Below are 21367 nucleotides of genomic sequence, written 5' to 3'. Positions count from 1 at the left end.
TAGACCATCACTGGATGCTTTCTGCGGGCCGCTCTCGGGCCGCGTGAGATCATTCTTCATGCGAGAGCGGATTTTTCGGGACGCATCGAGGACATGCAGCTTCGAGCGCCTCGCGGAGGAGCTTGATCGCCGAGGCGCACCGTGGTTCGACAAGGTGTTCGAGCTGGAAGAAGAGTTCGGTGGTCTGGTGCGTCGCGGCGCACATCCCAAGACGCCGTCTCTGGCCCTCGGACTTTATCAGCTCATATGCCTCGACCTCGACTCCCCCACCGAGGAAGAGCCCACGGACGACTCTGCACTGATCTCGTTGAAATGGCCGACGGCGCGCCTGACATTCACCGACGATCTGTTGCTCCACGTGGGCTTGTACACAATGGAGGGAGACCTCTATATGAGTGAAGCCGGCTGGATGTTCTGGTACATTCCTGCGCTGGACCGTGTTGACCTGCTGTCTGCATCTGTGTCGACGTTCCTGGAACGTATCGCGCTCGAGGACGACGTACGACGAGAGATGCGCGAGTACGCCGCGACGTTCTTCGTGGCGGACGAGGGACCTGCAATCGCGCAGGCGCTCGCTCTTCCCATCCTCGAGGAGGCTTCGGACGCGCTGGTAAGCCACTGGATGGGTCCCAACATCCTCATCTCACGCTTGCCCCAGGCGTCCGCGCCGGACACCTGCCGGACGCGCATTGTATCCCGTACCGTGGAAGATCTCCTCTCGGCCGCTCGCGTTGTGGCCAAGAAGCACCCTGAAGCGCGAGCGACCGTGGAGACTCACCTTCCAGGTGGGCGCGAGCGACATGATGCGCTCCAGCGCGAAGGTGTCGCCATCAACGGGTAACGTGGGCGGCGCCGATGAGGAAACGCAGCAGCGTCGGCCCGTCGCCCGAGCACCTGGCGCACGGGTACCGCTTGATGCGCCAGAAGACTCCGTCCAAGTCGCAGCGCCCCCTCGTCCGACGACCTCAGGCCCTTCCGTGCCGCCGCGCCCCGTCGCTCAGAACCTGTCCCGCTCGTGCCGCCTCGCGCTGCTCGGCACCCTGGAGTCGCGCCTGCCGCCCTCCTCCGGGCGCGGCGCGATCCGGCCGGCGAGGACCGCCTCGGCCAGCTCGCGGTACACGGCGGCCGTCGCGCGGTCGGCGCGCGCGAGCGACTGCTCCGCCGCGGCGCGCGCCTCGACCGAGCGGCCCGCGAGCGCGTGCGTCCGCGCGATCTCGGCCAGCGTCGCGGAGAGCTCCGCGGCGTTGCCGGAGACCTCCAGCAGCCGCTTCGCGCTCAGGTAGAGCGACAGCGCCCCGGCGAGATCCCCCTGGATGCGCGCGAGATCGCCGCGCGCCCGGAGCACGCCGGCCTGGCCGGCGCCGTCCTCCAGCACCTCGAACAGGGCGAGCGCCTGGTCGTAGTCCGTGAGCGCGTCCTCCAGGTCCGACGCGTCGGCGGCCGCCACGCCCACGAGCTCGGCCACCAGCTCGAACTGCGCGCGGCGGAGATCGCCCCGCGCCTTGAGCGTCGCGGCCTGGCCCCGGCGCTCGAAGCCCGAGCGGAACAGCGCGAGCGCGCGATCGTAGTCGCGCACCGCGTCCACGAGGTCCTCCTGCTGCGACCGCAGATCGCCCCGCGCCTTCAGCACCAGGGCCTGGCCCAGGAGATCGCGCGTCGTCGTGAACAGCTCGAGCGCCTGATCGTAGTCCCGCTCGGCGCCCGCGAGGTCCCCCTGCCGGGTCCGGAGGTCGCCGCGCGCCTTGAGCACGCTGGCGTGCCCGAGGTGGTCCTCGGTGGCCTGGTACAGCGTGAGCGCCCAGTCGTAGTCGCGCGCGGCGCCCGTCACGTTGTCCTGGCCGAGGCGCATGTCGCCCCGCGCCTTGAGCACGCTGGCCTGCCCGCCGCGGTCCCCCGCCCCCTGGAACAGCGCGAGCGCGGTGCTGTAGTCGCGCGCGGCGCCCGGGAGGTTGCGGAGGCGGACGCGGAGGTCGCCGCGCGCCTTGAGCGCCCGCCCGTGCGCGGCGCCGTGGGGGCGGGCGCGCGGCTGCTCCGACGCCACCGGGCCGTCGACGTCGGAGGACGGCGCGCGCGACCCGGCGCGCGGCTTGAGCGGCTCGCGATCGCCGAGCTGCAGGAAGAGCTGGATCGCCGCGTCGTAGTCGCAGACCGCGCCGCCGAGGTCGCCCTCCTCGGCGCGCGCGAAGCCGCGCGCCCGCAGCGCGTCCCCCTCCCCCGCGCGATCGCCCGCGGCCTGGAAGAGCGCGAGCGCCTCGTCGTAGTCGCGCACCGCCTGGACCGGGACGCCCTCCCGCAGGCGCAGCGCGCCGCGGTCCATGAGCACCTGCGCCTGGCCGAGCGCGTCGCCCGCGGCCTGGAAGAGCGCGAGCGCCTCGTCGTAGTCGCGCCCGGCGTTCGCGTAGTCGTTGCGCCGGAGCAGCAGGTTGGCGCGCTCGCGCAGCGCGTGGCCGCGCGCCTCGGGCGCGGCGCCGCTGAGGCTCGGCGGCGGCGGCACGGCGCTGGACCGGGGCCCCCGCATCCCGCCGTCGCCGAACGCCTCGGCCACCGATCCGCTCTTCGGCGCGCAGCGCTCGCTCACGCTGTCGAAGGAGCGCTGGGTAGGAGGATCGCCATCCACCCCCTTCGGCTCGGGCTGGGCGTCGGCACGGCGAAGCATGGGCATGATAGAGGGCCCATCATACCGCGACGGCGCCTCCCCCGTGGAGACATTGCGCGGGCGCCGGCGCCGCGCGAGCGATGCCCAGGCAACGCTCCGGGCACGCGCCGGGCGCGCTCCAGGTGCTTTCTTACGGAAGCTCCGGGCGCCCTCCTACGGACCTCCGGCGCTCTCCCGAATTTTTTGGGCAGGCTCCCGGGGTCTCGCCGGCTCCGACGCCGACGGCGCCCCGGGTCGCCCGCGCGTTGCGTCGCGGTCGGCGCGGCGGCGGCCGTGACCTCAGAGGCCCTTGCGCGACACGAGCACCGCGTCCCGCTCGATCTCGTGCATCGCCTGCGTCACGAGCGCCGCGGCCGTGCGCTCCCGGACATTCACGACGCGCAGCTCGGCGTAGGTCTCGTCGGGCAGCAGCTCCTCGTCGACGCTGAACTTCGGCGCGTCGACCTGCGCCGGCCGCTCGTCCTGCAGCTTCGGCCGGAGCGTCGCCATCTTGCCGGCGCCCCCGAGCTGCTGCACCCAGCGGTCGCCGCGCCGGACCGCGAAGAAGCGCTGCCCGGGCTTCACGCCGTCCTTCTCGCCCTTGTCGATGAACACGACCTGGTGCTGCCCGACGAGCTGGTACGGGTAGATGGCCGCGATGATCTTCGCCTCGAGATCCTGCTCGGCGGCCGCCGGCGGGACGACGTCGAAGCGGCGCAGCACCGAGCCCACCTTGTCCCCTCGCTCGACCACGTCGAGCGACTCGACGAGCCGCGCGCGCACCATGTGCGTCTTCGGGTTGTAGCGGTCCACGCGCGCCGTGCCGCGCACGGTCACGAGCTCGCCCCGCACATCCCCGCTCCTCACCTTCTTGATCTCGCGGAAGATCGTGAGCGCCTGGCCGATCGCGACGTCGTGATCGTCCGAGAGCTTGAGGTAGATGTCGTCGCCCTCGCTGAGGAGCATCTGATCCTCGGGGCTCGCGACGAGCTCGCCCCACGTGTCCTTCTTGATGTCGTCGACCCAGCCGAGGCCGCGCAGGAAGATCGTCTTCGGCGGCACGCGCGAGCCACGGCCGGCCGCGCCCGTGCGGAGGCCGATGCTGCCGCGGGTCGGCCCCTCGTTCGGGTCGCGGAGGCGGATCCTGTCGCCCGGGTAGATCCAGTGCGGGTTCTGGAGCTGCGGGTTCAGCGCCCAGACCTGCGGCCAGGCGTAGGGGTTCGTGTAGTACCGGCCCGAGATGTCCCAGAGCGTGTCGCCGCGCCGCACCGAGTGCGACTCGGGCACGAACTGCCCCTCGACGACGTAGCTGCCGTTCGCGCTGCCCCGCACCGAGGCGGGGCCCTCGCTGCGCTGGCCCAGATCGAAGCCGTCCGAGGCGCGCGACGTGTCCGTCGTGCCCCGCGAGCTCGAGGGCAGGTGGGCGTTCGGATCGAACCCCGGCTGCGGCAAGCCATACGGCGAAACGACCTGCGTCTCGACCGTCGGCTCGCCCGGCGGGAGCTGGACCACGGTGACGCCCGGCGCCTGGCCGCCGCCCTCCTCGCCGCCCTGATCCTGGGCGAGCGCCGGCGGCGCCGCGGCGAGCGCAAGGAACACCGGGATCATCGCTGTCTTCGCGGGGAGCTTCATCGCTTGCGCCTCGACTGGGTGGAGGGGGGCGGGCCCGGCGGCGTCCCGCCCGGAGGCTCGTCGAGCACGACGCCGCGCGCGGTCGAGCGGAGCACCGGCGGCCGCGCGGCGCCGTCGGTCTCGGGCTCCGCCCCGGGCTCCGGCGCGAGCCGCACCACCTCGAGGTCGGGCCGGTCCGGCTCGTCCGGGGGCGCGGCGCGGGTCCCGGCCGCCTCGGCGCGCGCGGCGCCGAGGCGATCGCCGCGCGAGCGCTCCAGCGAGCCCACCCGGTCCGCGAGCACCGCGTTGTCCGCGCGGATCCTCACGAGCTCCGCGCGCAGCTCGGCGAGCTCCCGATCGACGATCGCGCCCCGCCCCCCGCCGCACCCGGCGGAGAGCGCGGCGAGCGACAGCCCCAGCGAGCAGATGCCCAGGCGTGTCCTCATGCAGCGCCCAGCCTACCCGCCGCCGCGCCGGCCGGCCAAACGCGCGGCGATCTCCGCGCGCGCGCGGAGTTCTGCTAGGGTCGCGCGTCGCCAACCTTGCGAGAGGGGACAACGTGCGGAAACTGTTCGCGATTTTCGTGGCCGTGACAGCGTGCGCCGGGGCCGCGTGCGGCGATGACGGCGAGTCGCCCCCCGGGGCGACCGCGTGCTTCGACTACAGCAAGTTCGACGGCGCGACCCCGGAGGTGAGCTTCAGGACCGACGTGCTCCCCGTCTTCCAGCGCGGCTGCGCGTTCAGCTCGACCTGCCACGGCGCCGAGGCCGGCTCGGCCGGCTTCGCGTACCTCGGCCCGCCGCTGAGCGAGCAGGCGACGGACGCGCAGATCGACGCGATCGTGGCCCAGAACGTCGGCGTCCCGTCGCGGGCGCCCTCCGGCATGGCGCGGATCGCGGCCGGCGACCCCGCGAACAGCTTCCTCATGCACAAGCTCGACGGCACCCTGACCTGCGGCGACCTCGAGTGCGCCGCCGACGACTGCGGCAGGACCATGCCCGCCGGCGGCGACCTCCTGCCCGCGGCGGAGCGGGACGCCATCCGCAGGTGGATCCAGCAGGGGGCCAAGGTCAATTGATCGGCCGGCTCTCCGGTCACGTCGTCGAGGAGGGCGACGAGGGCACGGTCGTCGTCGACGTCGGCGGCGTCGGCTACGAGGTGACCGTCCCGCTCGGCGCCGTGGGCCGCGCGCGCGGCATCGCCGGCTCGGACGCGATCACGCTCTTCGTCCACACCCACGTGCGCGAGGACGCGCTCCTCCTCTACGGCTTCGCGACCCGCGAGGATCGGACGGCCTTCCGCGTGCTCATCGGCATCTCGAGCATCGGCCCGAAGATCGCGCTCGCCATCCTCAGCGCCCTCGGGGCGGCGGAGCTCGCCGCGGTGATCGCGCGCCGGGAGACCGCGCGCCTCACCGCCATCCCCGGCGTCGGCAAGAAGACCGCCGAGCGGCTCGTCCTCGAGCTGAAGGACAAGCTCGTCGCCCTCCCCACCGTCCCGCCCTCCCCCGCCGCGCCGACGCCCGCCCCCGCCGGCGCCAAGCAGGACCTGCTGCACAGCGCGCTCACCCGCATGGGCTACCGGCCGGCCGAGGCCGAACGCGCGGTCACCGCCCTCGGCGCGCGCGTCGAGAGCGCCCCGCTCGGCGACCTCGTGCGCGACGCGCTCGCGCTGCTGTCCAAGTGATGCGCCCGCGCGACAGCGGCCCCGGGGCGCGGGCGGCCGGCGCGCTCCCCGGCGCGCAGCCCGAGCCCGCGCGGCGCGGCGCGGCGCGGCGCACCGACACTGGCGCGCGCGCGAAGGCGCGACAGACAGTCGACAGAAGGCGGCCGCGGCGAATATGCTCCCGCCGCCGTTGCCCCGAGACCCTGTCCGGTCGCTCGTTGTGAGGAGGCCTGGTGATCACCTGCCCGAAGTGCTCCAAGGAAAATCAGGACCATTACAAGTTCTGCCTCGGCTGCGGCGCCGAGCTGCCTCGCGACGTTTCGCCGAAGAAGTTCGCGCCGGGCACCCCGCCCCACGGCGTGCCGGCGGCCTCGCGGTCGCACAACTACGGCGATGAGCCGACCGCCATCGGCACCGGCGCCCAGAAGGGCCCCCCGCTCGCGGCGCCTCGCAAGTCCCAGCCGCCCGCGATCCAGCCGCCCGCGCTCGTCGACCCCGCGGCGTTCCTCGCCCCGGTCCGGGGAGAGGACACGGCGAGCCGGAAGGCGGCCGCCGCAGCGGCCGCCGCGACGCCCGCTGCGGCGTCGCCGCCCGCCGCGGCCGCGGCCGGCGCGGGGACGGTCGTCTGCCCGCAGTGCCAGGAGCCCAACCCGCCGTCGAACAAGTTCTGCGCGCTCTGCGGCTTCAAGCTCCTCAAGCCGGCGCACCCGTCGGTCCAGCCGCCCGCGCCCGTCGTGTCGACGTCCGGCGCCGCGAACGTCGTGCTGACGGCGCTCCGGGCCGACGGCTCCGAGGCCGGCGCGTACACGCTGCCGACGAACCCGAGCACGGTCGGGCGCGACGCGGGCGCGATCTTCGGCAGCGACAGCTACCTCTCCCCGCGCCACGCGACGTTCTCGATCAAGGGCGGGCGGCTCTTCGTCAAGGACGAGAGCTCGCTGAACGGCGTCTACCGCAGGCTGCGCCGCGACACGCCGGTGCAGCTCGAGTACGGCGACGTCTTCCGCATCGGCCAGGAGATCGTCCGCCTGGAGCCGCTCACCCCCGCGCCCGCGACGCCGGACGGCGTCGAGCGGCTCGGCAGCCCGTCGAAGGGGTACGTCGCGCGGCTGGCGCTGATCATCGGCCGGGACGCGACCGGCAATGCGTTCCCCGTCCCCGACACGGGCCTGCACCTCGGGCGCGAGCGCGGCGACATCCTCTTCCCCGAGGACGGCTACGTCTCGGGACTCCACTGCCAGATCTCGGTCCAGGGCGGCCGGCTGTTCCTCACGGATCTGGGCAGCTCGAACGGCACCTTCCTCCGCGTCCTCGGCGAGACCGAGATCTCGGGGGGCGACATCCTCCTCATGGGTCAGCAGCTCTTCCGCGTGACCGTCTGACGAGCGAGGCCCGCGCGCCGGGGACGCGGCCGTCCCGCTCGCACAACCCGACGCCCCGTCGTACCCTGGGGACCCCTGAGACGCCGCCATGGAAAGTGTCCGTACCATCCGCGTGGTCGCCGCCGTGATCGAGCAGGACGGCCGCTACCTCATCACCCAGCGCCGCCCGAACGCCGTGCTGCCGCTGCTCTGGGAGTTCCCCGGCGGGCGCGTGGAGGAGACCGAGACGGACGCGGCCGCGCTGAAGCGCGAGGTCCGGCACCGGCTCGGCGTCGAGATCGAGGTGGGCCAGCTCATCTCGTTCGTGAGCCACCCGTACGACCGCTACGTCGTCGACCTGTACCTCTACGAGTGCCACATCCGGAGCGGCGAGCTCGCCTCGCTCGCCGTGAACGCGTTCCGGTGGGTCACGAGCGCCGAGTTCGACCGGTACCCGTTCACGCCGGCCGACGAGGCCAGCATGAACAAGCTCCTCGGCATGACCTAGAGGCGCGGCGAGCGCCGCAACAGCACGAGGAACAGCGGGCCGCCGAGGACGGCGGTCACGGCGCCGACGGGCGGCTCGGTGCCGAGCCAGCGGAAGAGGAGCCGCGCGAGCAGGTCGCACGTGGTGAGCAGCACGGCGCCCGCGATGAGCGTGAGCGGCAGGAGCCGCCGGTGATCCGCGCCGGCGAGCCGGCGGACGGCGTGCGGGACGATGAGCCCGACGAAGCCGATGAGCCCGGTGCGGCTGACGATCGCGCCGACGACGCACGAGGACGCGAAGAAGATCCGGCGCTCGACGGCGCGCACGTCGACGCCCAGGGTGCCGGCCGACTCGTCGCCGAGCGAGAGCAGGTTCAGGCGCGCGGCGTCGGCGAGGAGCACGGCGCAGCCCGCGGCCACGTAGGCGGTGACGCCGAGGAGGACCGAGGGCGTGGGCAGCTCGACGAAGCCGATGAGCCACCGGAGGAGCTGCTGGGCGCGCGAGGGGGAGACGACCGTCTTCAGGAAGGTGATGAGGCCGGCCGCGATGGAGTTCACGATCACGCCGGCGAGGAGCATGGAGGCGCCGGAGGTGCCCTCGGCCGCGCCGCGCGCGATGGCGTAGACGAGCACCGTCGCGAGGAGGCCGCCGGCGAGCGCCGCCGCGGGCAGGAGCGTCGCGCCGAGCACGGTCGTCGCGCCGACGCCGAGCGCGATGGCGAGCGCGGCGCCGAGGGCGGAGCCGCCGGAGACGCCGAGCACGTACGGCTCGGCGAGCGGGTTGCGGAGCAGCGCCTGGAACGCGGCGCCGACGGCCGCGAGGCCGGCGCCGGAGACGGCCGCGAGGAGCACGCGCGGCAGGCGCACGTCGAGCAGGAGCGTCCTGTCGAGGCCCGGGCCCGCGAGGGCGCGCTCGACCGAGACGGGCTCGGCGCCGAGGAGGACGGCGGCGAGGAGCGCGACGACGAGCGCGGCGGGCGCCGCGGCGAGGGAGAGCGCGCGCGCGGGCGCCGCGGCGGGGGCGAGCGCGCGGCCGGTCCCGGGGGCCGTCAATCCTGGCCGCCTCCGCGCGCCGCGGGCGGCAGGGTGGCGGGCCCGCTGTTGCGATCGGCGTTCCGCTCGTAGATGAGGCGCAGCCCGGTGAGCGTGAGGTCGTCGTCGACCGCCTCGATGGTGTCTGTCTGCGGCGCGATGAGCCGCGCGAGGCCGCCCGTCGCGATGACCCGGCACGGGTAGCCGAGCTCCCGCCGGAGCCGGCCCACGAGCCCGTCGACGAGCCCGGCGTAGCCGTACACGATGCCCGACTGCATCGAGTGGACGGGGTTGCGGCCGACGACCCGGGGCGGGAGGGCGATCTCGACGCGGGAGAGCCGCGCGGCGCGGGAGAAGAGCGCCTCGGCGCTGATCTGGATGCCCGGCGCGATGACGCCGCCGAGGTACTCGCCCCGCGGGGTCACGCAGTCGAACGTCGTCGCGGTGCCGAAGTCGACGACGATGACGCCGGTCGCCCCGGCGCTGTCGCCCCGGCCCGCCTCGCCGCCACGGCCGGGCTCGATCCCGTGCTCGCGCGCCGGCGCGGGCTCCGGGTGGCGCTTCACCCACTCGTGCGCGGCGACCGCGTTGACGATCCGGTCGGCGCCGACCTCGCGCGGGTTCTCGTAGAGGATCGACATGCCGGTCTTGATGCCCGGCCCCACGACGAGCGGCTCGATCCCGAACGCCCGCTCGACGAGCCCCACCATCGTGTCGGTGAGCGTCGGGACAACGCTCGCGACGATGGCGCTGTCGATGCGGGCGAGGTCGACGCGGCGGAGGTCGAGCATCTGCCGGACGAGCACGGCGTACTCGTCCGCGGTGCGCGAGCGCGCGCTCTCGCAGCGGAGGTGGTGCCGCAGCGCCTCGCCCTCCAGCACCCCGAAGCTGATGTTCGTGTTCCCGACGTCGATGGCGAGCAACATGCTGGCCGGACTCTAGCGCTGCGCGCGGAGATCCCGTCAGGATTTCAGCGCTTGCGCGCGAGCGTCACCCCGTCGCGGACCGGGAGCAGGACCTTCTCGACCCGCGGATCCCGGGCCACGCGCTCGTTGAAGGCGGCGAGGGCGCGGGCGTCCTCGGTCTCCGGGGCGAGGACCTCGCCGCTCCACAGGGTGTTGTCGGCGACGATCAGCCCGCCCTGGCGCAGGCGCGGGAGCGCTTCCTCGTAGTAGTCCGGATACCGCGCCTTGTCGGCGTCGATGAACACGAGATCGAACGGCGGGCTCGCGGGCAGGCCGCGGATCGTGTCGAGCGCGTCGCCGAGGGCGATCCGGATCTTCTTGCCGTGCTCGCTGCGGTCGAAGAACGACCGGGCGACGCGGGCCACGCCGGGGTCGCGCTCGCACGTGACGAGCTCGCCGTCCGGCGGCAGCGCCTGGGCCATGCTGAGCGCCGAGTAGCCCGTGAACGTGCCGATCTCGAGGACGCGGCGCGCCCGCATGAGCGCGACGAGCATCCCGAGCAGGGTGCCCTCGACCCGCCCGACCTGCATGCCAGCGCTCGGCTCGTTGGCGTGGGTGTACTCGCGCAGCTCGTCGAGGAGCGCGGTCGGCGGCTCCGTGTGGTCGTGGGCGTAGCGGTCGATCTCTGGATGGACGATGGCTGTCATGGGGAGGGTTCCTCGATGGGAGTCACGATGGCGCCCGCGCGCCGGGCTCCGCCCCCCAGCTTGAGCTGCCGCCAGCCTTCGAGGTAGCGTCCGCCATGGCCTATTCTTCCTGGAGGACGTGCGCCGTGGCGGCGCTGCTCGCGGTGGCCTGCAGTTCGGCGCCGCCCAGCGCCGGGGCCGGCGGTGCCGGCGGCGCGGGGACCGGGGGAGCCGGGGGCGCCGGGGGCGCTGGCGGCGCCGGGGGCGCCGGCGGCGGCGGGACGGGCGGCGGCGGCGGCGCCGGGACGAGCGGCGGCGGGGCCGGCGGGACGAGCGGCAGCGGCGGCGACGGGGCCGGCGGGGCGGCGAGCTCCACGACGAGCGGCGGCGGCGAGGGGGGCGGGCCGGCGTACGCGTGCGCCTCGCTCGGCGATCCGTGCACGACGTGCCTGTCGCTGCGATGCCAGGAGAGCTACTGCGCGTGCCGGGAGAACCCGGAGTGCGCCGCCCTGGCCAACTGCTTGCTGATCTGCGACGCCGGGGACATGGCCTGCGAGCAGACGTGCTTGACCCCGCACGAGGCCGGCATCTCCGACCATCTCCTCGAGGGCGGCTGCGCGTCCGAGCTCTGCAGGGTGCAGTGCCCGTCGCGAGCCCCGCTGTCGCCCTGCGACACCTGCCTTTTCTCGCGGTGCGCCGACGACATGAACGCGTGTGTCGCCAACCCGTCGTGCAGGTCGCTCCGCTCGTGCACGGACGCGTGCAAGGCGGGCGATTCCCTCTGCGAGGAGCGGTGCGCGGCGCAGTACGAGGCCGGCGAGCTGGACGCCCGCAAGGTCGCCGCGTGCGAGGGCGACGTGTGCCGCGCGGCGTGCGAGGGTGGGTGACGCGCCCCACATCGCAGGGGTCGACGCCCCCGGCGAACCGGCCTAGCATCGCGCCCGTGCCTCACCACGGCTTGCGCCAGATCGAGCGGAACCCGTACACGGCCCTCTACCACGATTCCACCCAGCAGCTCGTCGCGCTCAAGCGGTCTTCTCGGCACTATCCGAGCATCGGCGTGCTCGAGCAGAACTTCGAGCGCATCGAGCAGGCGCTCGGTCTCCTGGCGCAGCAACAGCGCTCTCTCCTGCTCGTGGACGCCCGGGACGCACCGTTCCGCAACGACGACACGTTCGACGGCGCGTTCGCGCGGTGTCACGCGCGGCTCGTGCAGGGGTTCAAGAAGACGGCTGTTATCCTGAAGAGCGCGACAGGGGTGCTCCAGGTCGGGCGCATCTCGAAGGGCTATGTCCGGCCCGTGGCCACCTTCACGAGGTCCGAGGACGCGCTCCTCCACCTCGGCGTGCAGCTCGATCTGACGCAGCTCGCGGGCTGGTAGCGAAGCGCCCCGCTCCTGGTCGCGACCGAGCGCGGCGTGCGACGTGCGACGTGCGACGTCAGGAGAGCGGCTTGCCGCCCGTGACGCCGAGCACCTCGCCGTTGATGTAGCTCGCCTCGTTCGAGGCGAGGAACACGAACGCCGGGGCGAGCTCTGCCGGCTGCGCGGGGCGCTGCATCGGGGAGTCCTTGCCGAAGGTGGCCACCTTCTCCGCCGGGAACGATTGCTCGATGAGCGGCGTCCAGACGGGGCCGGGCGCCACCACGTTGACCCGGATGCCGCGCTTGATGAGGTCCTGCGCCAGGCCCTTGCTGAAGGTGACGATCGCGCCCTTCGTCGACGCGTAGTCGAGGATGTTCGGGCTCGGCTGGTACGCCTGGATCGAGGCGACGTTGATGATCGCGCTGCCCTCCTTCATGTGCGGCAGCGCGTGCCGGACGAGGTGGAACATGGCCACGATGTTGACGCGGAAGGTGCGCTCGACGCGCGCGGCGTCGATGTCCTCGAAGCGCTCGGCCGCCTTGCCCTGCTCCGCGGCGTTGTTCACGAGGATGTCGATCCGCCCGAACTTGCGGGCCGCCTCCTCGACGACCTTGCGGCAATGGGCCTCGTCGGCCAGGTCGCCGGGGATCGTGATCGCCTCGCGCCCCGCCTCCTTGACGACGCGCGCGGTCTCCTTCGCGTCCTCGTGCTCGCTCAGGTAGGAGATCGCCACGTGGGCCCCTTCCCGGGCGAAAGCGAGCGCGACGGCGCGGCCGATCCCGCTGTCGCCGCCGGTGATCAGCGCGACGCGGTCCTTCAGACGGCCGAGCCCCTTGTACGACGACTCGCCGTAATCGGGCCTCGGATCCATCCTTGCCTCGATGCCGGGCCGCTCCTGGCTCTTGCCCTCGAAAGGCGGCTTCGGGCCTGCGTCCTTCGGATCCTGGGTCGGTCCAGTGTTCTGCATGCCTCCTCCTGATGCGGTTCGATGGTGGGAGGCGGATCGCGCTCCCAGCGGTACGTGGCCATAGTGACGGCCTCGAGGCCCTGCCATCGGTCCCAGCCTGCACTGCGGATCGGAGCGCGCCTTACGCTGGGGGAGCCTGGGATGCCGGGCCGCGCGCGGCGGAAGAGAGGCGGTTAGGCCGCGCCATCGCGCGGCGGGCTGCCGTGTCCGTCATGTGAGACCTTGACAGCGGGCAGTTGCTCCGGTGTCGTCGCCTCTGCGTTGTTCGCGGCGCACGCGGCGCGGACGAGAACGCGGAGGAGAAAAGGAGCAACGGCTGCCATGAAGCACATCGACGAGAAGCTGCTGGAGTCGAGCCTCGAATATCGGTTCGGGTACCTCATCGAGTTCATCGGCTTCGGAGAGGCCGACATCGCCGCCATCCACGGGGCCGCGCTCCACCTCGCCCCGCGGGTCGAGGCGCTCGTCGACGCGGTGTACGAGAAGCTGTTCCTCTACGACGCCACGAAGCGCCACTTCGTGCCGAAGCAGCACGGCTACGAAGGCCAGGCCCCGACGGATCTCCTGTCGCTCACGCTGAATCACGAGCAGATCCAGTTCCGCAAGAAGCACCTCGGGGAGTATCTTGTCCGGCTCGTGACCCACCCGTACGACGCGAAGCTCGTCTCGTACCTCGACATGGTGGGGAAGATCCACACGGCCAAGGCGGGCAATGCAGAGCTCGTCGTCCCGCTCGTCCAGATCAACGCGCTCATGGGCTTCGTGTCGGACGCGCTCCTCCAGACGATCCTGTCGCTGGGCCTCGACCGGGAGACCGAGGTGCGCACGCTCCGCGCCTTCAACAAGCTGCTCTGGATCCAGAACGACCTCCTCGCGCGCCACCACCTGCCGGCGGGCTGATCCGCGGGGCGCGCCGCGGACGGCGGTGGGGCACGACAGCGCAGCTCGCGGGGTGAGCCGCTGTTCAGGCGGCCAGAGGAAAGGCGTGCTGGCCCTCACGGGAGAGGTGGACTTCTCGTCATCGGGCCCGTGATTTCATGGAAGAGGCTGCCGTGTTCTGCCACGACTGTGACAGATCGCCTCCGGCTCTCGGCGTGTCGATGATCGCGGACGGGGCTCCGGCGCGCTGTCCGGCGCATGAATGGAGCGCGCGGCACGCGCGTTGCCGCGCCGTCCCCCATGAGAAGGACGACAGAAGCCTGGTGGCTCCTCGTGCTCCGCGGGATCGCGGCGCTCGGGTTGGGTCTCCTGACCCTGCTCCTGCCTGGGCATGGCCTCAGCGCGCTCGCCGTCGTCTTCGGCGCGTACCTCGCCGTCGAGGCGCTCATCGCGCTCGTGGGGGCGGCGCGCGGCGCGCGGCTCGATCAGCGGTGGCAGGGGCGCGCGGCGCACGGGCTCATCAGCCTCGCGGGCGGCATCGTGATCCTGGCCTGGCCAGGGCTCTCGGTGCTGATCCTGCTCTATCTGGTCGCGGCGTGGGCCATCGTGAGCGGCGCGCGGGACATCGTGGAGGCGGTCCGCTTCCGTCAACGGGTCGCCAGCGAGTGGCTGCTCGCGTTCGCGGGGGTGATCGCGGTCGCCCTCGGGGTGCTCGTGATGGCGCTCCCGAGCGCGGGTGCGCTGGCGCTCGTCTCGTGGGTCGGCGCCTATGCGATGATCCTCGGCGCGAGCCTCCTCCTCTCCGGGGTCGCGATGCGGGCGTACCAGCGGCGGGCGCCGAGGTACGCGGTGCTCGATGGGCTCGAGCGGAGGCTTCGATTCCGAGCAGCCCGGCCCCCGGAGCTCCGAGCAGCCCGGCCCCCGGAGGGGGTGTTCTCGGCGCGGGGTGGGGGCCCCGCCGAGCTCGCCTGAGCCCTCCGACCGCGCGCCGAGGACACGACGCCTGAAACGGAGCGCTCCCGCCTCCGGACCTCCTGGCCTGGAAGCGGGAGCTGCTCACGGGCGCGACGTGCGCCGACCGCTATCGGGCGATGCGCTGGGCGCGCTCAGATGCAGAGAGAGTCGCAGTCGTGGTCCTCTTCGCACGCCGAGACGCAGTCGCCGTCGTCGTCGCACGCCGAGATGCAATCGTCGTACTCCGTCTGGCACGCGGTGATGCAGTCATCGCCGCTGTCGCCCGGACCGGGGTCGTCGTCCGCGTCGACGAAACAGCCCGCCGCGAGGGGAATCGAGGCAAACACGAGCACGGAAAGGATCTTACGCATCATGGGTTGTCCTCCTTCAGGGTGTACTGTCCGCATGCGATGCAGGGGACATCGAGCACTCAAGCAGGGGATATACCAATCACCCTCCGCCACGACTCGCCTGTTGGCGCGCGAACCCCGGAGACGCGAGGCGCCGCGCAAAGCCAGCTCGACGCCGCGAAAATGAGCCCGGCACGGAACGTCACGTCACCGCGCGTCACCCCAGGCGGCAGACCGGCGAGGTCGCGCGGAAAGGCAAATCGCCACAGGGTCGCAGGGCGCGGCCGCGCTCGGCCGCGCGGCAGGCCTGATTTCGCGGAGCACCGGCGCGATACGGCCTCTTCCGAGGCGCTGCGCCAGACTGCCACACCCGCCTCGACCGTGAGCGCCCGACACCCGTCCAGACGCGCGTCCGGTCTCCCACGGCGGGCCCACGGCGGTTCCGAAGAGGGCGGCGGCCGCGCGGGGCCGCCGCCCGGGCGGATCACCCCTCGGGCTTCTTCGGCTTCGGCGGCGGGCGGTCCGCCGGGTAGCGCCGCAGATCCAGCGTGTACGGCGCGTCCTCGTGGGGGTACGCCGGCGTGCCGGTGACCGGCCACGGCGTCTGGCCCTCCAGCGTGAACCGCTGCGCGCGCCGCGCCGCCGCCTCGAAGCGCGTGAGCGGCGGGGCGTCGAAGGCGCGGCCCTCAGGGTGCCACACGTGGTAGGCGCACGCGCCGATCGAGCGCTTGCCCCACGTGTCCAGGATGTCGAGGTGGATCGGGTGGTGGATGCCGAGGTGCGCGTGCAGGCTGTGCGGCGGCGCCCAGGCGCGGAACCGCACGCCGCCGACGTACTCGGCCGCCACGCCGGTCGGGCGGAGCGGCAGCACGTGGCCGTTCACGAGGACGCGGTGGCGCTCGGGCGTGAGCCCCTGCACGCGCACCTCGATGCGCTCCATCGACGAGTCGACATAACGCGACGTGCCCGTCGTCGTCAGCTCCTCGCCGAGCACGTTCCACGGCTCGATCGCGTTGCGCACCTCCAGCGTCACGTCGCCCGCGTGCAGCGTGCCCACCACCGGGCAGCGCAGCTCGATGAACGGACGGTACGCGTCCGCCGGCAGGGCGAGCCCGCGCTGCTTCAGATGGTCGAGCACGTCCTCGAAGTCGCGCCACAGGTAGTACGGCAGGAGAAAGCGGTCGTGCAGCGCCTGGCCCCAGCGCACGAGCTTGCCCGAGTAAGGCTCCTCGGCGAACGCGGCCAGGAGCGTGCGGAGGAGGAGCGTCTGCGCGACCGCCATGCGGAAATGCGGCGGCATCTCGAAGGCGCGCAGCTCGATGAGCCCCTGGCGGCCGTGCGCGGTCTGCGGATCGAACAGCTTGTCGATGCTCACCTCGGCGCGGTGCGTGTTGCCCGTCATGTCGACGAGGAGGTGGCGGAACAGCATGTCCGCGAGCCACGGCGGCTCGCCCTCGCGCCGCTCGAACGCGCGCGAGAGCGCGATCTCGAGCTCGTAGAGGTTCTCGTGGCGCGCCTCGTCCACGCGCGGCGCCTGCGACGTCGGGCCGACGAAGAGGCCCGCGAACATGTACGAGAGCGACGGGTGGTGCTGGTTGAAGGTGAGCAGGCTGGCCAGGAGATCCGGCCGGCGCAGGAAGGGGCTCGAGAGCGGCGTCGGGCCGCCGAAGGTGAGGTGATGGCCGCCCCCGCTGCCCGCCATGCGCCCGTCGATCAGGTACTTCTCGCAGTGAAGGCCGCTGTGGAGCGACGCGTCGAACACCGTCTCCAGCAGCGACGCGTACGCGCGCACGCCGTCGGTCGGCGGCAGGTTCACCTCGAGCACGCCCGGGTCCGGCGTCACGGAGAAACGGAGCAGATCCGCGCCGGGCGGCGGCGGATAGCCCTCGAGCAGCACGTCGATGCCCGTCTCCTTCCGGGTCGCGTCGATGGCGGCGATGAGGTCGAAGAAGTCCGCGGGCGAGAGGAGCGGCGGCAGGAAGACGTGGACGGTGCCGTCGCGCGTCTCGACGCAGAGCGCCGTGCGCACGCCGTAGCCCGACCGCCCCGCGGCCGGCGCGGGGCGCTGGGCCGCGGCGGCGCGCTCGTCCGGGGCGGCGTGGCGGTGCGCGGCGAGCGCGCGCGCCGTCTCGAGGGGGTCGGCGTCGCCGTCGCCGGGCAGCGCGTCGATGCGGCGCTGCTTCGCGGCTTCCTCGGCTTCGTCGTCGGGCTCGCCGCGCCGCGGGTCCGGCGGCGACACGAGCTCCTCGAGCGGCGGGGGCGGCGCCATGGCGATGAGCGACCGGAGCGGCAGGCGCAGGCCGATGGCGCTGTCGCCGGGCAAGAGGAAGAGGTGCCCGCGCCGGAAGCCCCAGCGCTCGCTGATCCACGACCCCCACTGGCGCGTGAGCGGCAGGACGAAGCCGACCTCCGAGCCGAGGCCCCTGTCGAGCACGCGCGCGAGGCGCCGGCGCTCCTCGGGGTCGTCGAGGTCCGCCTTGAGCGGGTCGACGTCGACGGGCAGGCTCGCCTCGTCCTGGAGGTGGCGCCACGGGTCCTCGTAGGCGGGCAGCAGGAACTCGGAGAGCCCGAGCCGCGCCGCGAGCGCCTGGGCGAACTGCCGCGCCTGGAGCGGGCCGCGGCCGCGCGACGAGCTCCGCGCCGAGATCGCGGGGTCGGCGTGGCGCGCCTCGGACATCTCGGTCCAGAGGGGGACGCCGTCGCGGCGGCCGAGGATCTCGAGGGCCCAGCGCGGCAGGCTCTCGCCGGGGTAGTGCTTGCCGGCGCGGAGCAGCAGGACGCCGCCCGGCGCGATGCGGCGCCGCAGCTCGTTCGCGAGCCGGAGGCCCTGCGACCACTTCGTCGGGCCGAGCGCGCCCTCGCGCCACTCCGGCGCGTCCGGGTACTCGCGCGAGTTGAACGTCGGCTCGCCGCCCATGGTCAGGGTGAGGCCCGCGGCGGCGAGCCGCTCGTCGGCGCGATCGGCGACGGACAGGAGCTCTTGCCACACGGGCTCCTCGTAGGGCGTCGTGGGCCGCGGCTCGTGGCCGAGCCGGCCGACCTTCATCTCGAAGCGCACGTCGCTCGCGCGCACGTCGCTCGTGCCCTCGACGGGCGCGGCGAGCGCGGGCGACGCCGTGCAGGCGAGCGGGATGTGGCCCTCGCCGCAGAGCAGGCCGCTCGTCGCGTCGAGGCCGATCCAGCCGGCGCCGGGCAGGTAGACCTCGGCCCAGGCGTGCAGGTCGACGACGTCGCGGCTCACGCCGCGCGGCTGGTCGGGGATCATCCCCTCGTCGGTGAGCTGGACGAGGTAGCCGCTGACGAAGCGCGCGGCGAGCCCGCGCGACCGGAGCGCCGCGATGAGCAGGACGGCCGAGTCGCGGCAGCTGCCGCGGCCGTGGGCGAGCGTCTCCTCGGGCGTCCAGATGCCGGCCTCCTCGCGGATGACGTATTTGACGCGGCGGTTGACGGCGGCGTTGAGGGCGACGAGGAGCGAGACGGTGTCGCCGTCGCGGGGGAGGCCGGCGAGGAACTCGTCGAGCAGCGGGCCGCGGGAGATGGTCGGATCGGCGCTGTCGAGGAAGGGGGCGAGGTCCTGCTTGAGCTCTGCGGGGTAGGCGAACGGGACCTTCTCGACGCGCTCGTCGAGGTAGAAATCGAACGGGTTGACGGGGCGCACGCTGACCGCGAGCTCGACGAGGATATCGAGGTGCGGGGCGCGCTCGCCTGCGGGCAGGAGCACGCGGGCGACGTGGTTGTTGTACGGGTCCTGCTGCCAGCGGACCGGGATGGGCGGGTCGATCGTGAGGCTGTACGACTCGATCTTCGCCTTCGCGTGGGTGGCGGGCCGCAGGCGGATGAGGTGCGGGCCGAGCGAGGCGGGGGTTGGATACGAGTAACGGGTCCGGTGCTGGATGAGCAGGCGCACGGTGGTTGTCTCCGGGAGTGGCCCTATCCAACCAGAAGTGACCGCGCTCGTCTCGCTCTGCGCGAGGCGGCGCGCGATCGTTTCCGGGATGATTCAGGCAGGGAACGGCGGTGTGGCGGCGCGTTGTGCGATGAGGTGACGGCGCGTGACGTGGAGCGCGGTGCGCGGGTCGCGGACGAGGTTGGGATCGTTGGCGAGCTCGTCACTTGCTCGCGGCGCTCGGTGAGGTGTCGTAGAGCTGCCCGGTCCGTCCCCCGCGCGGCGAGGCCCCTCCCCTCGGGCCTACCGCTGACGGAACCTCGCGCGCGACGACATCGGCCCGTCCCCCGCGCGGCGAGGCCCCTCCCCTCGGACCTACCGCTGACGAACCTCGCGCGCGACGACATCGGCCCGTCCCCCGCGCGCGGTGAGCCGCCTTCCCTCGAGCCTACCGCTGACGAACGAGGAGACGGCGAAGCGACGAGACCGTGCGGTAGCAGCGGCGTTGCTGCACCTTTCGCCCGGTTCTGCGCGCCGCGGGGTGTTGCGGGCCCCGCAGCGGCGCCGCGCTCTTGCCGTCCGAGGGGGAAGCGGTGATCATCGCGCGCTGTGTCGGATTCCGAGACGAAACAGCCCTCGGTGGCCCCGGTCGAGCCGGGGACCGTGCTCGCCGGCAAGTACCGCGTGGAGCGGATCATCGGCCAGGGCGGGATGGGGGTCGTCGTCGAGGCGCGGCACGTGGTGCTCGACGAGCGCGTCGCGCTGAAGTTCCTGCTGCCCGAGTTCACGCGGCACCCGGAAGGGTCGGCGCGCTTCCTCCGGGAGGCGAAGGCCGGGATGCGGATCCGGAGCGAGCACGTCGCCCGCGTCTCGGACGTCGGCACGCTCGAGAACGGCGCCCCCTACATGGTCATGGAGTACCTGGTCGGGAGCGACCTTGCGCGCCTGATCCGGGACCAGGGCGTGCTCGGCCTGGAAGACGCGGTGGATTACGTCGTCCAGGGGAGCGAGGCGATCGCCGAGGCCCACGGGATCGGCATCGTGCACCGCGATCTGAAGCCGGCGAACCTGTTCCTCACGACGCGCGCGGACGGGTCGCCGCTCGTGAAGGTGCTCGACTTCGGCATCTCCAAGATGGCGACCGCGGCGGTCGACATCCTGACGGGGACGGACGCGGCGCTCGGTTCGGCGCTGTACATGTCCCCTGAGCAGATGCGGCAGACGCGCTCGGTGGACCACCGCACCGACATCTATGCGCTCGGCGTGACGCTGTACGAGCTGCTCGCCGGGAGGCAGCCGTACTACGCGGAGACGCTGCCGCAGCTCTGCGCCGAGGTGCTGACGGGCACGCCGACGCCGCTGCGGGACATCCGCCACGACCTGCCCGCCGCGCTCGCGACCGTGCTGGAGAGGGCCTACGCCCGCGATCGCGAGCACCGGTACGCGTCGGTCGCCGAGCTCGTCGTGGCGCTCGCGCCGTTCGCGCCCGCGCGCACGTACCCGACGATCGACCGGATCGCGCGCATGGGCGGGCTGTCGCTGCGCGCCGCCGTCGGGGGGCACCGGGCGTCGCAGCCCTCGTTCACCGCGGAGGCGAGGGGCTCGGCGCCGGCGCTCCGCGAGCCGTCGTGGCCGGGGGTCCCGTCGTCCCCGCCCGGGCAGGCCGACGCCGCGCTGTCGCGCCCGCCGACGCCGTACCCGCACCCGCCGTCGCCGTTCTCGCAGCAGGGGCCCGCGGCGGCCGCCCACGCGACGACGCCGTACCCGCACCCGTCGTCGCCGTTCTCGCAGCAGGGGCCCGCGGCGGCCGCCCACGCGCAGACGCCGTACCCGCACCCGCCGTCACCGTTCTCCCAGGCGCCGCAGGGCGCCGGCGGCGCGCCCGGGGGGCCGTACGGCGCGGACGGCGGCAGGCCGAGCCCGGTGCCGCCGGAAGGCGTTGCGGGGCCCGGGCAGCAGATCGTGCCCGGTCCGTACAGCGCGCCGATGAGCACCCGCGCGGCCGCGACCTTCGCGTCGTCGACGAACCTCGGGCTGTCGACGGAAGGGCGCCGGATCCCGGGCCTGCAGGCTTCCCCCGCCGCGGTCGTCGCGATCGCGCTGCTCTCGGCGACGCTCCTCCTCGGGGTCATCGCCGTCGGCGTGTTCGTGCTCCGCGGGCTTGACGGGGACGACGCGGGCGGCACGCCGGCGACGCTGGCAGAGACCGCGAGCGCGACCCCGCCCGCCGCGCCGGCGCCCGAGACCGGGGCGAGCGCGGGGGCCGCGACGCCGGACGAGCCGGAGGTCCGGCCCACCGCGGCGGCGAACGACGCCGCGGCCACCGGCCCGGCGGCGAGCGCCTCGGCGGCCGCGGGCGCATCGACGGCCGTGGGCGCATCGACGGCCGCGGGCGCCTCGACGGCCGCGGGCGCCTCGACGGCCGCGGGCGCCGCTGCGACGCCCGCCTCGGCGGCGACGCCGGCGTCTGCGCCTGCAGCGACCGCGCCCGCGCCCGCGCGCCGCAACAAGCCGGCCGCCCGGCCCGCGCCGCCTCCGACGACGCAGCGACCTCCCCAAGGCATCGACCTGAACGATCCGCACTGAG

The 21367-nt window shown here is 73.6% G+C and carries 19 protein-coding genes; 10 read left to right on the top strand and 9 right to left on the bottom strand.

Annotated features, from left to right (window positions below):
* The first annotated feature begins 58 nt into the window (after positions 1-58).
* A complete protein-coding gene (locus WMF24_RS01945; RefSeq protein WP_437734632.1) occupies positions 59-841 on the top strand; it encodes a hypothetical protein in 783 nt (260 codons plus the stop codon).
* 156 nt (positions 842-997) lie between these two features.
* On the opposite strand, the gene WMF24_RS01940 is transcribed toward WMF24_RS01945, so the two are convergent.
* The 3 genes from WMF24_RS01940 to WMF24_RS01930 form a co-directional block, all read right to left on the bottom strand.
* Positions 998-2662, bottom strand: a complete 1665-nt coding sequence (locus WMF24_RS01940) for a tetratricopeptide repeat protein (protein ID WP_437734631.1) — start codon at positions 2660-2662, stop codon at positions 998-1000.
* A 273-nt stretch (positions 2663-2935) separates the two neighbouring features.
* Positions 2936-4267 (bottom strand): LysM peptidoglycan-binding domain-containing protein, encoded by a 1332-nt coding sequence (locus tag WMF24_RS01935; protein ID WP_437734630.1) that lies wholly within the window; start codon positions 4265-4267, stop codon positions 2936-2938.
* The gene (locus WMF24_RS01930) at positions 4264-4692 is read right to left on the bottom strand and encodes a hypothetical protein (RefSeq protein WP_437734629.1); all 429 of its coding nucleotides are present in this window, start codon (positions 4690-4692) and stop codon (positions 4264-4266) included. The genes WMF24_RS01935 and WMF24_RS01930 overlap by 4 nt, the downstream gene beginning before the upstream one ends.
* A gap of 113 nt (positions 4693-4805) precedes the next feature.
* Between WMF24_RS01930 and WMF24_RS01925 the strand changes: the two genes are divergently transcribed.
* From WMF24_RS01925 to WMF24_RS01910, 4 genes are all read left to right on the top strand, one after another.
* Positions 4806-5324, top strand: a complete 519-nt coding sequence (locus WMF24_RS01925; protein WP_437734628.1) for a hypothetical protein — start codon at positions 4806-4808, stop codon at positions 5322-5324.
* On the top strand, positions 5321-5932 hold the full coding sequence (gene ruvA / locus WMF24_RS01920; protein ID WP_437734627.1) for a Holliday junction branch migration protein RuvA: 612 nt from the start codon (positions 5321-5323) through the stop codon (positions 5930-5932). Before WMF24_RS01925 ends, ruvA begins: the two co-directional genes overlap by 4 nt.
* A 212-nt stretch (positions 5933-6144) precedes the next feature.
* Complete coding sequence (locus WMF24_RS01915; protein ID WP_437734626.1) at positions 6145-7293, top strand: FHA domain-containing protein; 1149 nt, start codon at positions 6145-6147, stop codon at positions 7291-7293.
* Positions 7294-7381: 88 nt separating this feature from the next.
* Positions 7382-7780, top strand: a complete 399-nt coding sequence (locus tag WMF24_RS01910; protein ID WP_437734625.1) for a (deoxy)nucleoside triphosphate pyrophosphohydrolase — start codon at positions 7382-7384, stop codon at positions 7778-7780.
* Here WMF24_RS01910 and WMF24_RS01905 read toward each other — a convergent pair.
* Genes WMF24_RS01905 through WMF24_RS01895 form a run of 3 tightly spaced genes read right to left on the bottom strand, consistent with a single transcriptional unit; the run spans position 7777 to position 10402 of the window.
* Positions 7777-8811, bottom strand: coding sequence for a FecCD family ABC transporter permease (locus tag WMF24_RS01905; protein WP_437734624.1), 1035 nt, complete (start codon positions 8809-8811; stop codon positions 7777-7779). The genes WMF24_RS01910 and WMF24_RS01905 overlap by 4 nt on opposite strands.
* Positions 8808-9716, bottom strand: a complete 909-nt coding sequence (locus WMF24_RS01900) for a type III pantothenate kinase (protein ID WP_437734623.1) — start codon at positions 9714-9716, stop codon at positions 8808-8810. Before WMF24_RS01900 ends, WMF24_RS01905 begins: the two co-directional genes overlap by 4 nt.
* A 44-nt stretch (positions 9717-9760) precedes the next feature.
* Complete coding sequence (locus WMF24_RS01895) at positions 9761-10402, bottom strand: O-methyltransferase (protein WP_437734622.1); 642 nt, start codon at positions 10400-10402, stop codon at positions 9761-9763.
* A gap of 95 nt (positions 10403-10497) precedes the next feature.
* Between WMF24_RS01895 and WMF24_RS01890 the strand changes: the two genes are divergently transcribed.
* Positions 10498-11268 (top strand): hypothetical protein, encoded by a 771-nt coding sequence (locus WMF24_RS01890; RefSeq protein WP_437734621.1) that lies wholly within the window; start codon positions 10498-10500, stop codon positions 11266-11268.
* Positions 11269-11324: 56 nt separating this feature from the next.
* The gene (locus tag WMF24_RS01885) at positions 11325-11762 is read left to right on the top strand and encodes a hypothetical protein (RefSeq protein ID WP_437734620.1); all 438 of its coding nucleotides are present in this window, start codon (positions 11325-11327) and stop codon (positions 11760-11762) included.
* A gap of 58 nt (positions 11763-11820) precedes the next feature.
* On the opposite strand, the gene WMF24_RS01880 is transcribed toward WMF24_RS01885, so the two are convergent.
* Positions 11821-12711 (bottom strand): SDR family oxidoreductase, encoded by an 891-nt coding sequence (locus tag WMF24_RS01880; protein WP_437734619.1) that lies wholly within the window; start codon positions 12709-12711, stop codon positions 11821-11823.
* Between the two features lie 321 nt (positions 12712-13032).
* On the opposite strand from WMF24_RS01880, the gene WMF24_RS01875 reads away from it, so the two are divergent.
* Both WMF24_RS01875 and WMF24_RS01870 read left to right on the top strand, forming a co-directional pair.
* Positions 13033-13611, top strand: a complete 579-nt coding sequence (locus WMF24_RS01875) for a protoglobin family protein (RefSeq protein ID WP_437734618.1) — start codon at positions 13033-13035, stop codon at positions 13609-13611.
* 279 nt (positions 13612-13890) lie between these two features.
* Positions 13891-14562: an HdeD family acid-resistance protein gene (locus WMF24_RS01870; protein WP_437734617.1), complete on the top strand. Its 672-nt coding sequence runs from the start codon at positions 13891-13893 to the stop codon at positions 14560-14562.
* A gap of 134 nt (positions 14563-14696) precedes the next feature.
* On the opposite strand, the gene WMF24_RS01865 is transcribed toward WMF24_RS01870, so the two are convergent.
* Positions 14697-14918: a hypothetical protein gene (locus WMF24_RS01865; RefSeq protein WP_437734616.1), complete on the bottom strand. Its 222-nt coding sequence runs from the start codon at positions 14916-14918 to the stop codon at positions 14697-14699.
* 460 nt (positions 14919-15378) lie between these two features.
* Positions 15379-18801 (bottom strand): DUF2126 domain-containing protein, encoded by a 3423-nt coding sequence (locus WMF24_RS01860; RefSeq protein WP_437734615.1) that lies wholly within the window; start codon positions 18799-18801, stop codon positions 15379-15381.
* Positions 18802-19419: 618 nt separating this feature from the next.
* On the opposite strand from WMF24_RS01860, the gene WMF24_RS01855 reads away from it, so the two are divergent.
* The gene (locus WMF24_RS01855) at positions 19420-21366 is read left to right on the top strand and encodes a serine/threonine-protein kinase (RefSeq protein WP_437734614.1); all 1947 of its coding nucleotides are present in this window, start codon (positions 19420-19422) and stop codon (positions 21364-21366) included.
* Position 21367 lies beyond the last annotated feature (1 nt).

Origin of the sequence: Sorangium sp. So ce1335 (genome assembly GCF_051521615.1) — a bacterium.
Taxonomy (GTDB): domain Bacteria; phylum Myxococcota_A; class Polyangia; order Polyangiales; family Polyangiaceae; genus Sorangium.
Note: the sequence above shows the minus strand (reverse complement) of the source record. Positions and strands in the feature narration are given on the sequence as shown.

Excerpts from the sequence above, each read along its gene's own strand:
- WMF24_RS01945 (WP_437734632.1), top strand. The coding sequence starts at position 59 with ATGCGAGAGCGGATTTTTCGGGACGCATCGAGGACATGCAGCTTCGAG.
- WMF24_RS01940 (WP_437734631.1), bottom strand. The coding sequence starts at position 2,662 with ATGCCCATGCTTCGCCGTGCCGACGCCCAGCCCGAGCCGAAGGGGGTG.
- WMF24_RS01895 (WP_437734622.1), bottom strand. The coding sequence starts at position 10,402 with ATGACAGCCATCGTCCATCCAGAGATCGACCGCTACGCCCACGACCAC.
- WMF24_RS01930 (WP_437734629.1), bottom strand. The coding sequence starts at position 4,692 with ATGAGGACACGCCTGGGCATCTGCTCGCTGGGGCTGTCGCTCGCCGCG.
- WMF24_RS01875 (WP_437734618.1), top strand. The coding sequence starts at position 13,033 with ATGAAGCACATCGACGAGAAGCTGCTGGAGTCGAGCCTCGAATATCGG.
- WMF24_RS01910 (WP_437734625.1), top strand. The coding sequence starts at position 7,382 with ATGGAAAGTGTCCGTACCATCCGCGTGGTCGCCGCCGTGATCGAGCAG.
- WMF24_RS01880 (WP_437734619.1), bottom strand. The coding sequence starts at position 12,711 with ATGCAGAACACTGGACCGACCCAGGATCCGAAGGACGCAGGCCCGAAG.
- WMF24_RS01935 (WP_437734630.1), bottom strand. The coding sequence starts at position 4,267 with ATGAAGCTCCCCGCGAAGACAGCGATGATCCCGGTGTTCCTTGCGCTC.
- WMF24_RS01870 (WP_437734617.1), top strand. The coding sequence starts at position 13,891 with ATGAGAAGGACGACAGAAGCCTGGTGGCTCCTCGTGCTCCGCGGGATC.
- WMF24_RS01890 (WP_437734621.1), top strand. The coding sequence starts at position 10,498 with ATGGCCTATTCTTCCTGGAGGACGTGCGCCGTGGCGGCGCTGCTCGCG.
- WMF24_RS01865 (WP_437734616.1), bottom strand. The coding sequence starts at position 14,918 with ATGATGCGTAAGATCCTTTCCGTGCTCGTGTTTGCCTCGATTCCCCTC.
- WMF24_RS01900 (WP_437734623.1), bottom strand. The coding sequence starts at position 9,716 with ATGTTGCTCGCCATCGACGTCGGGAACACGAACATCAGCTTCGGGGTG.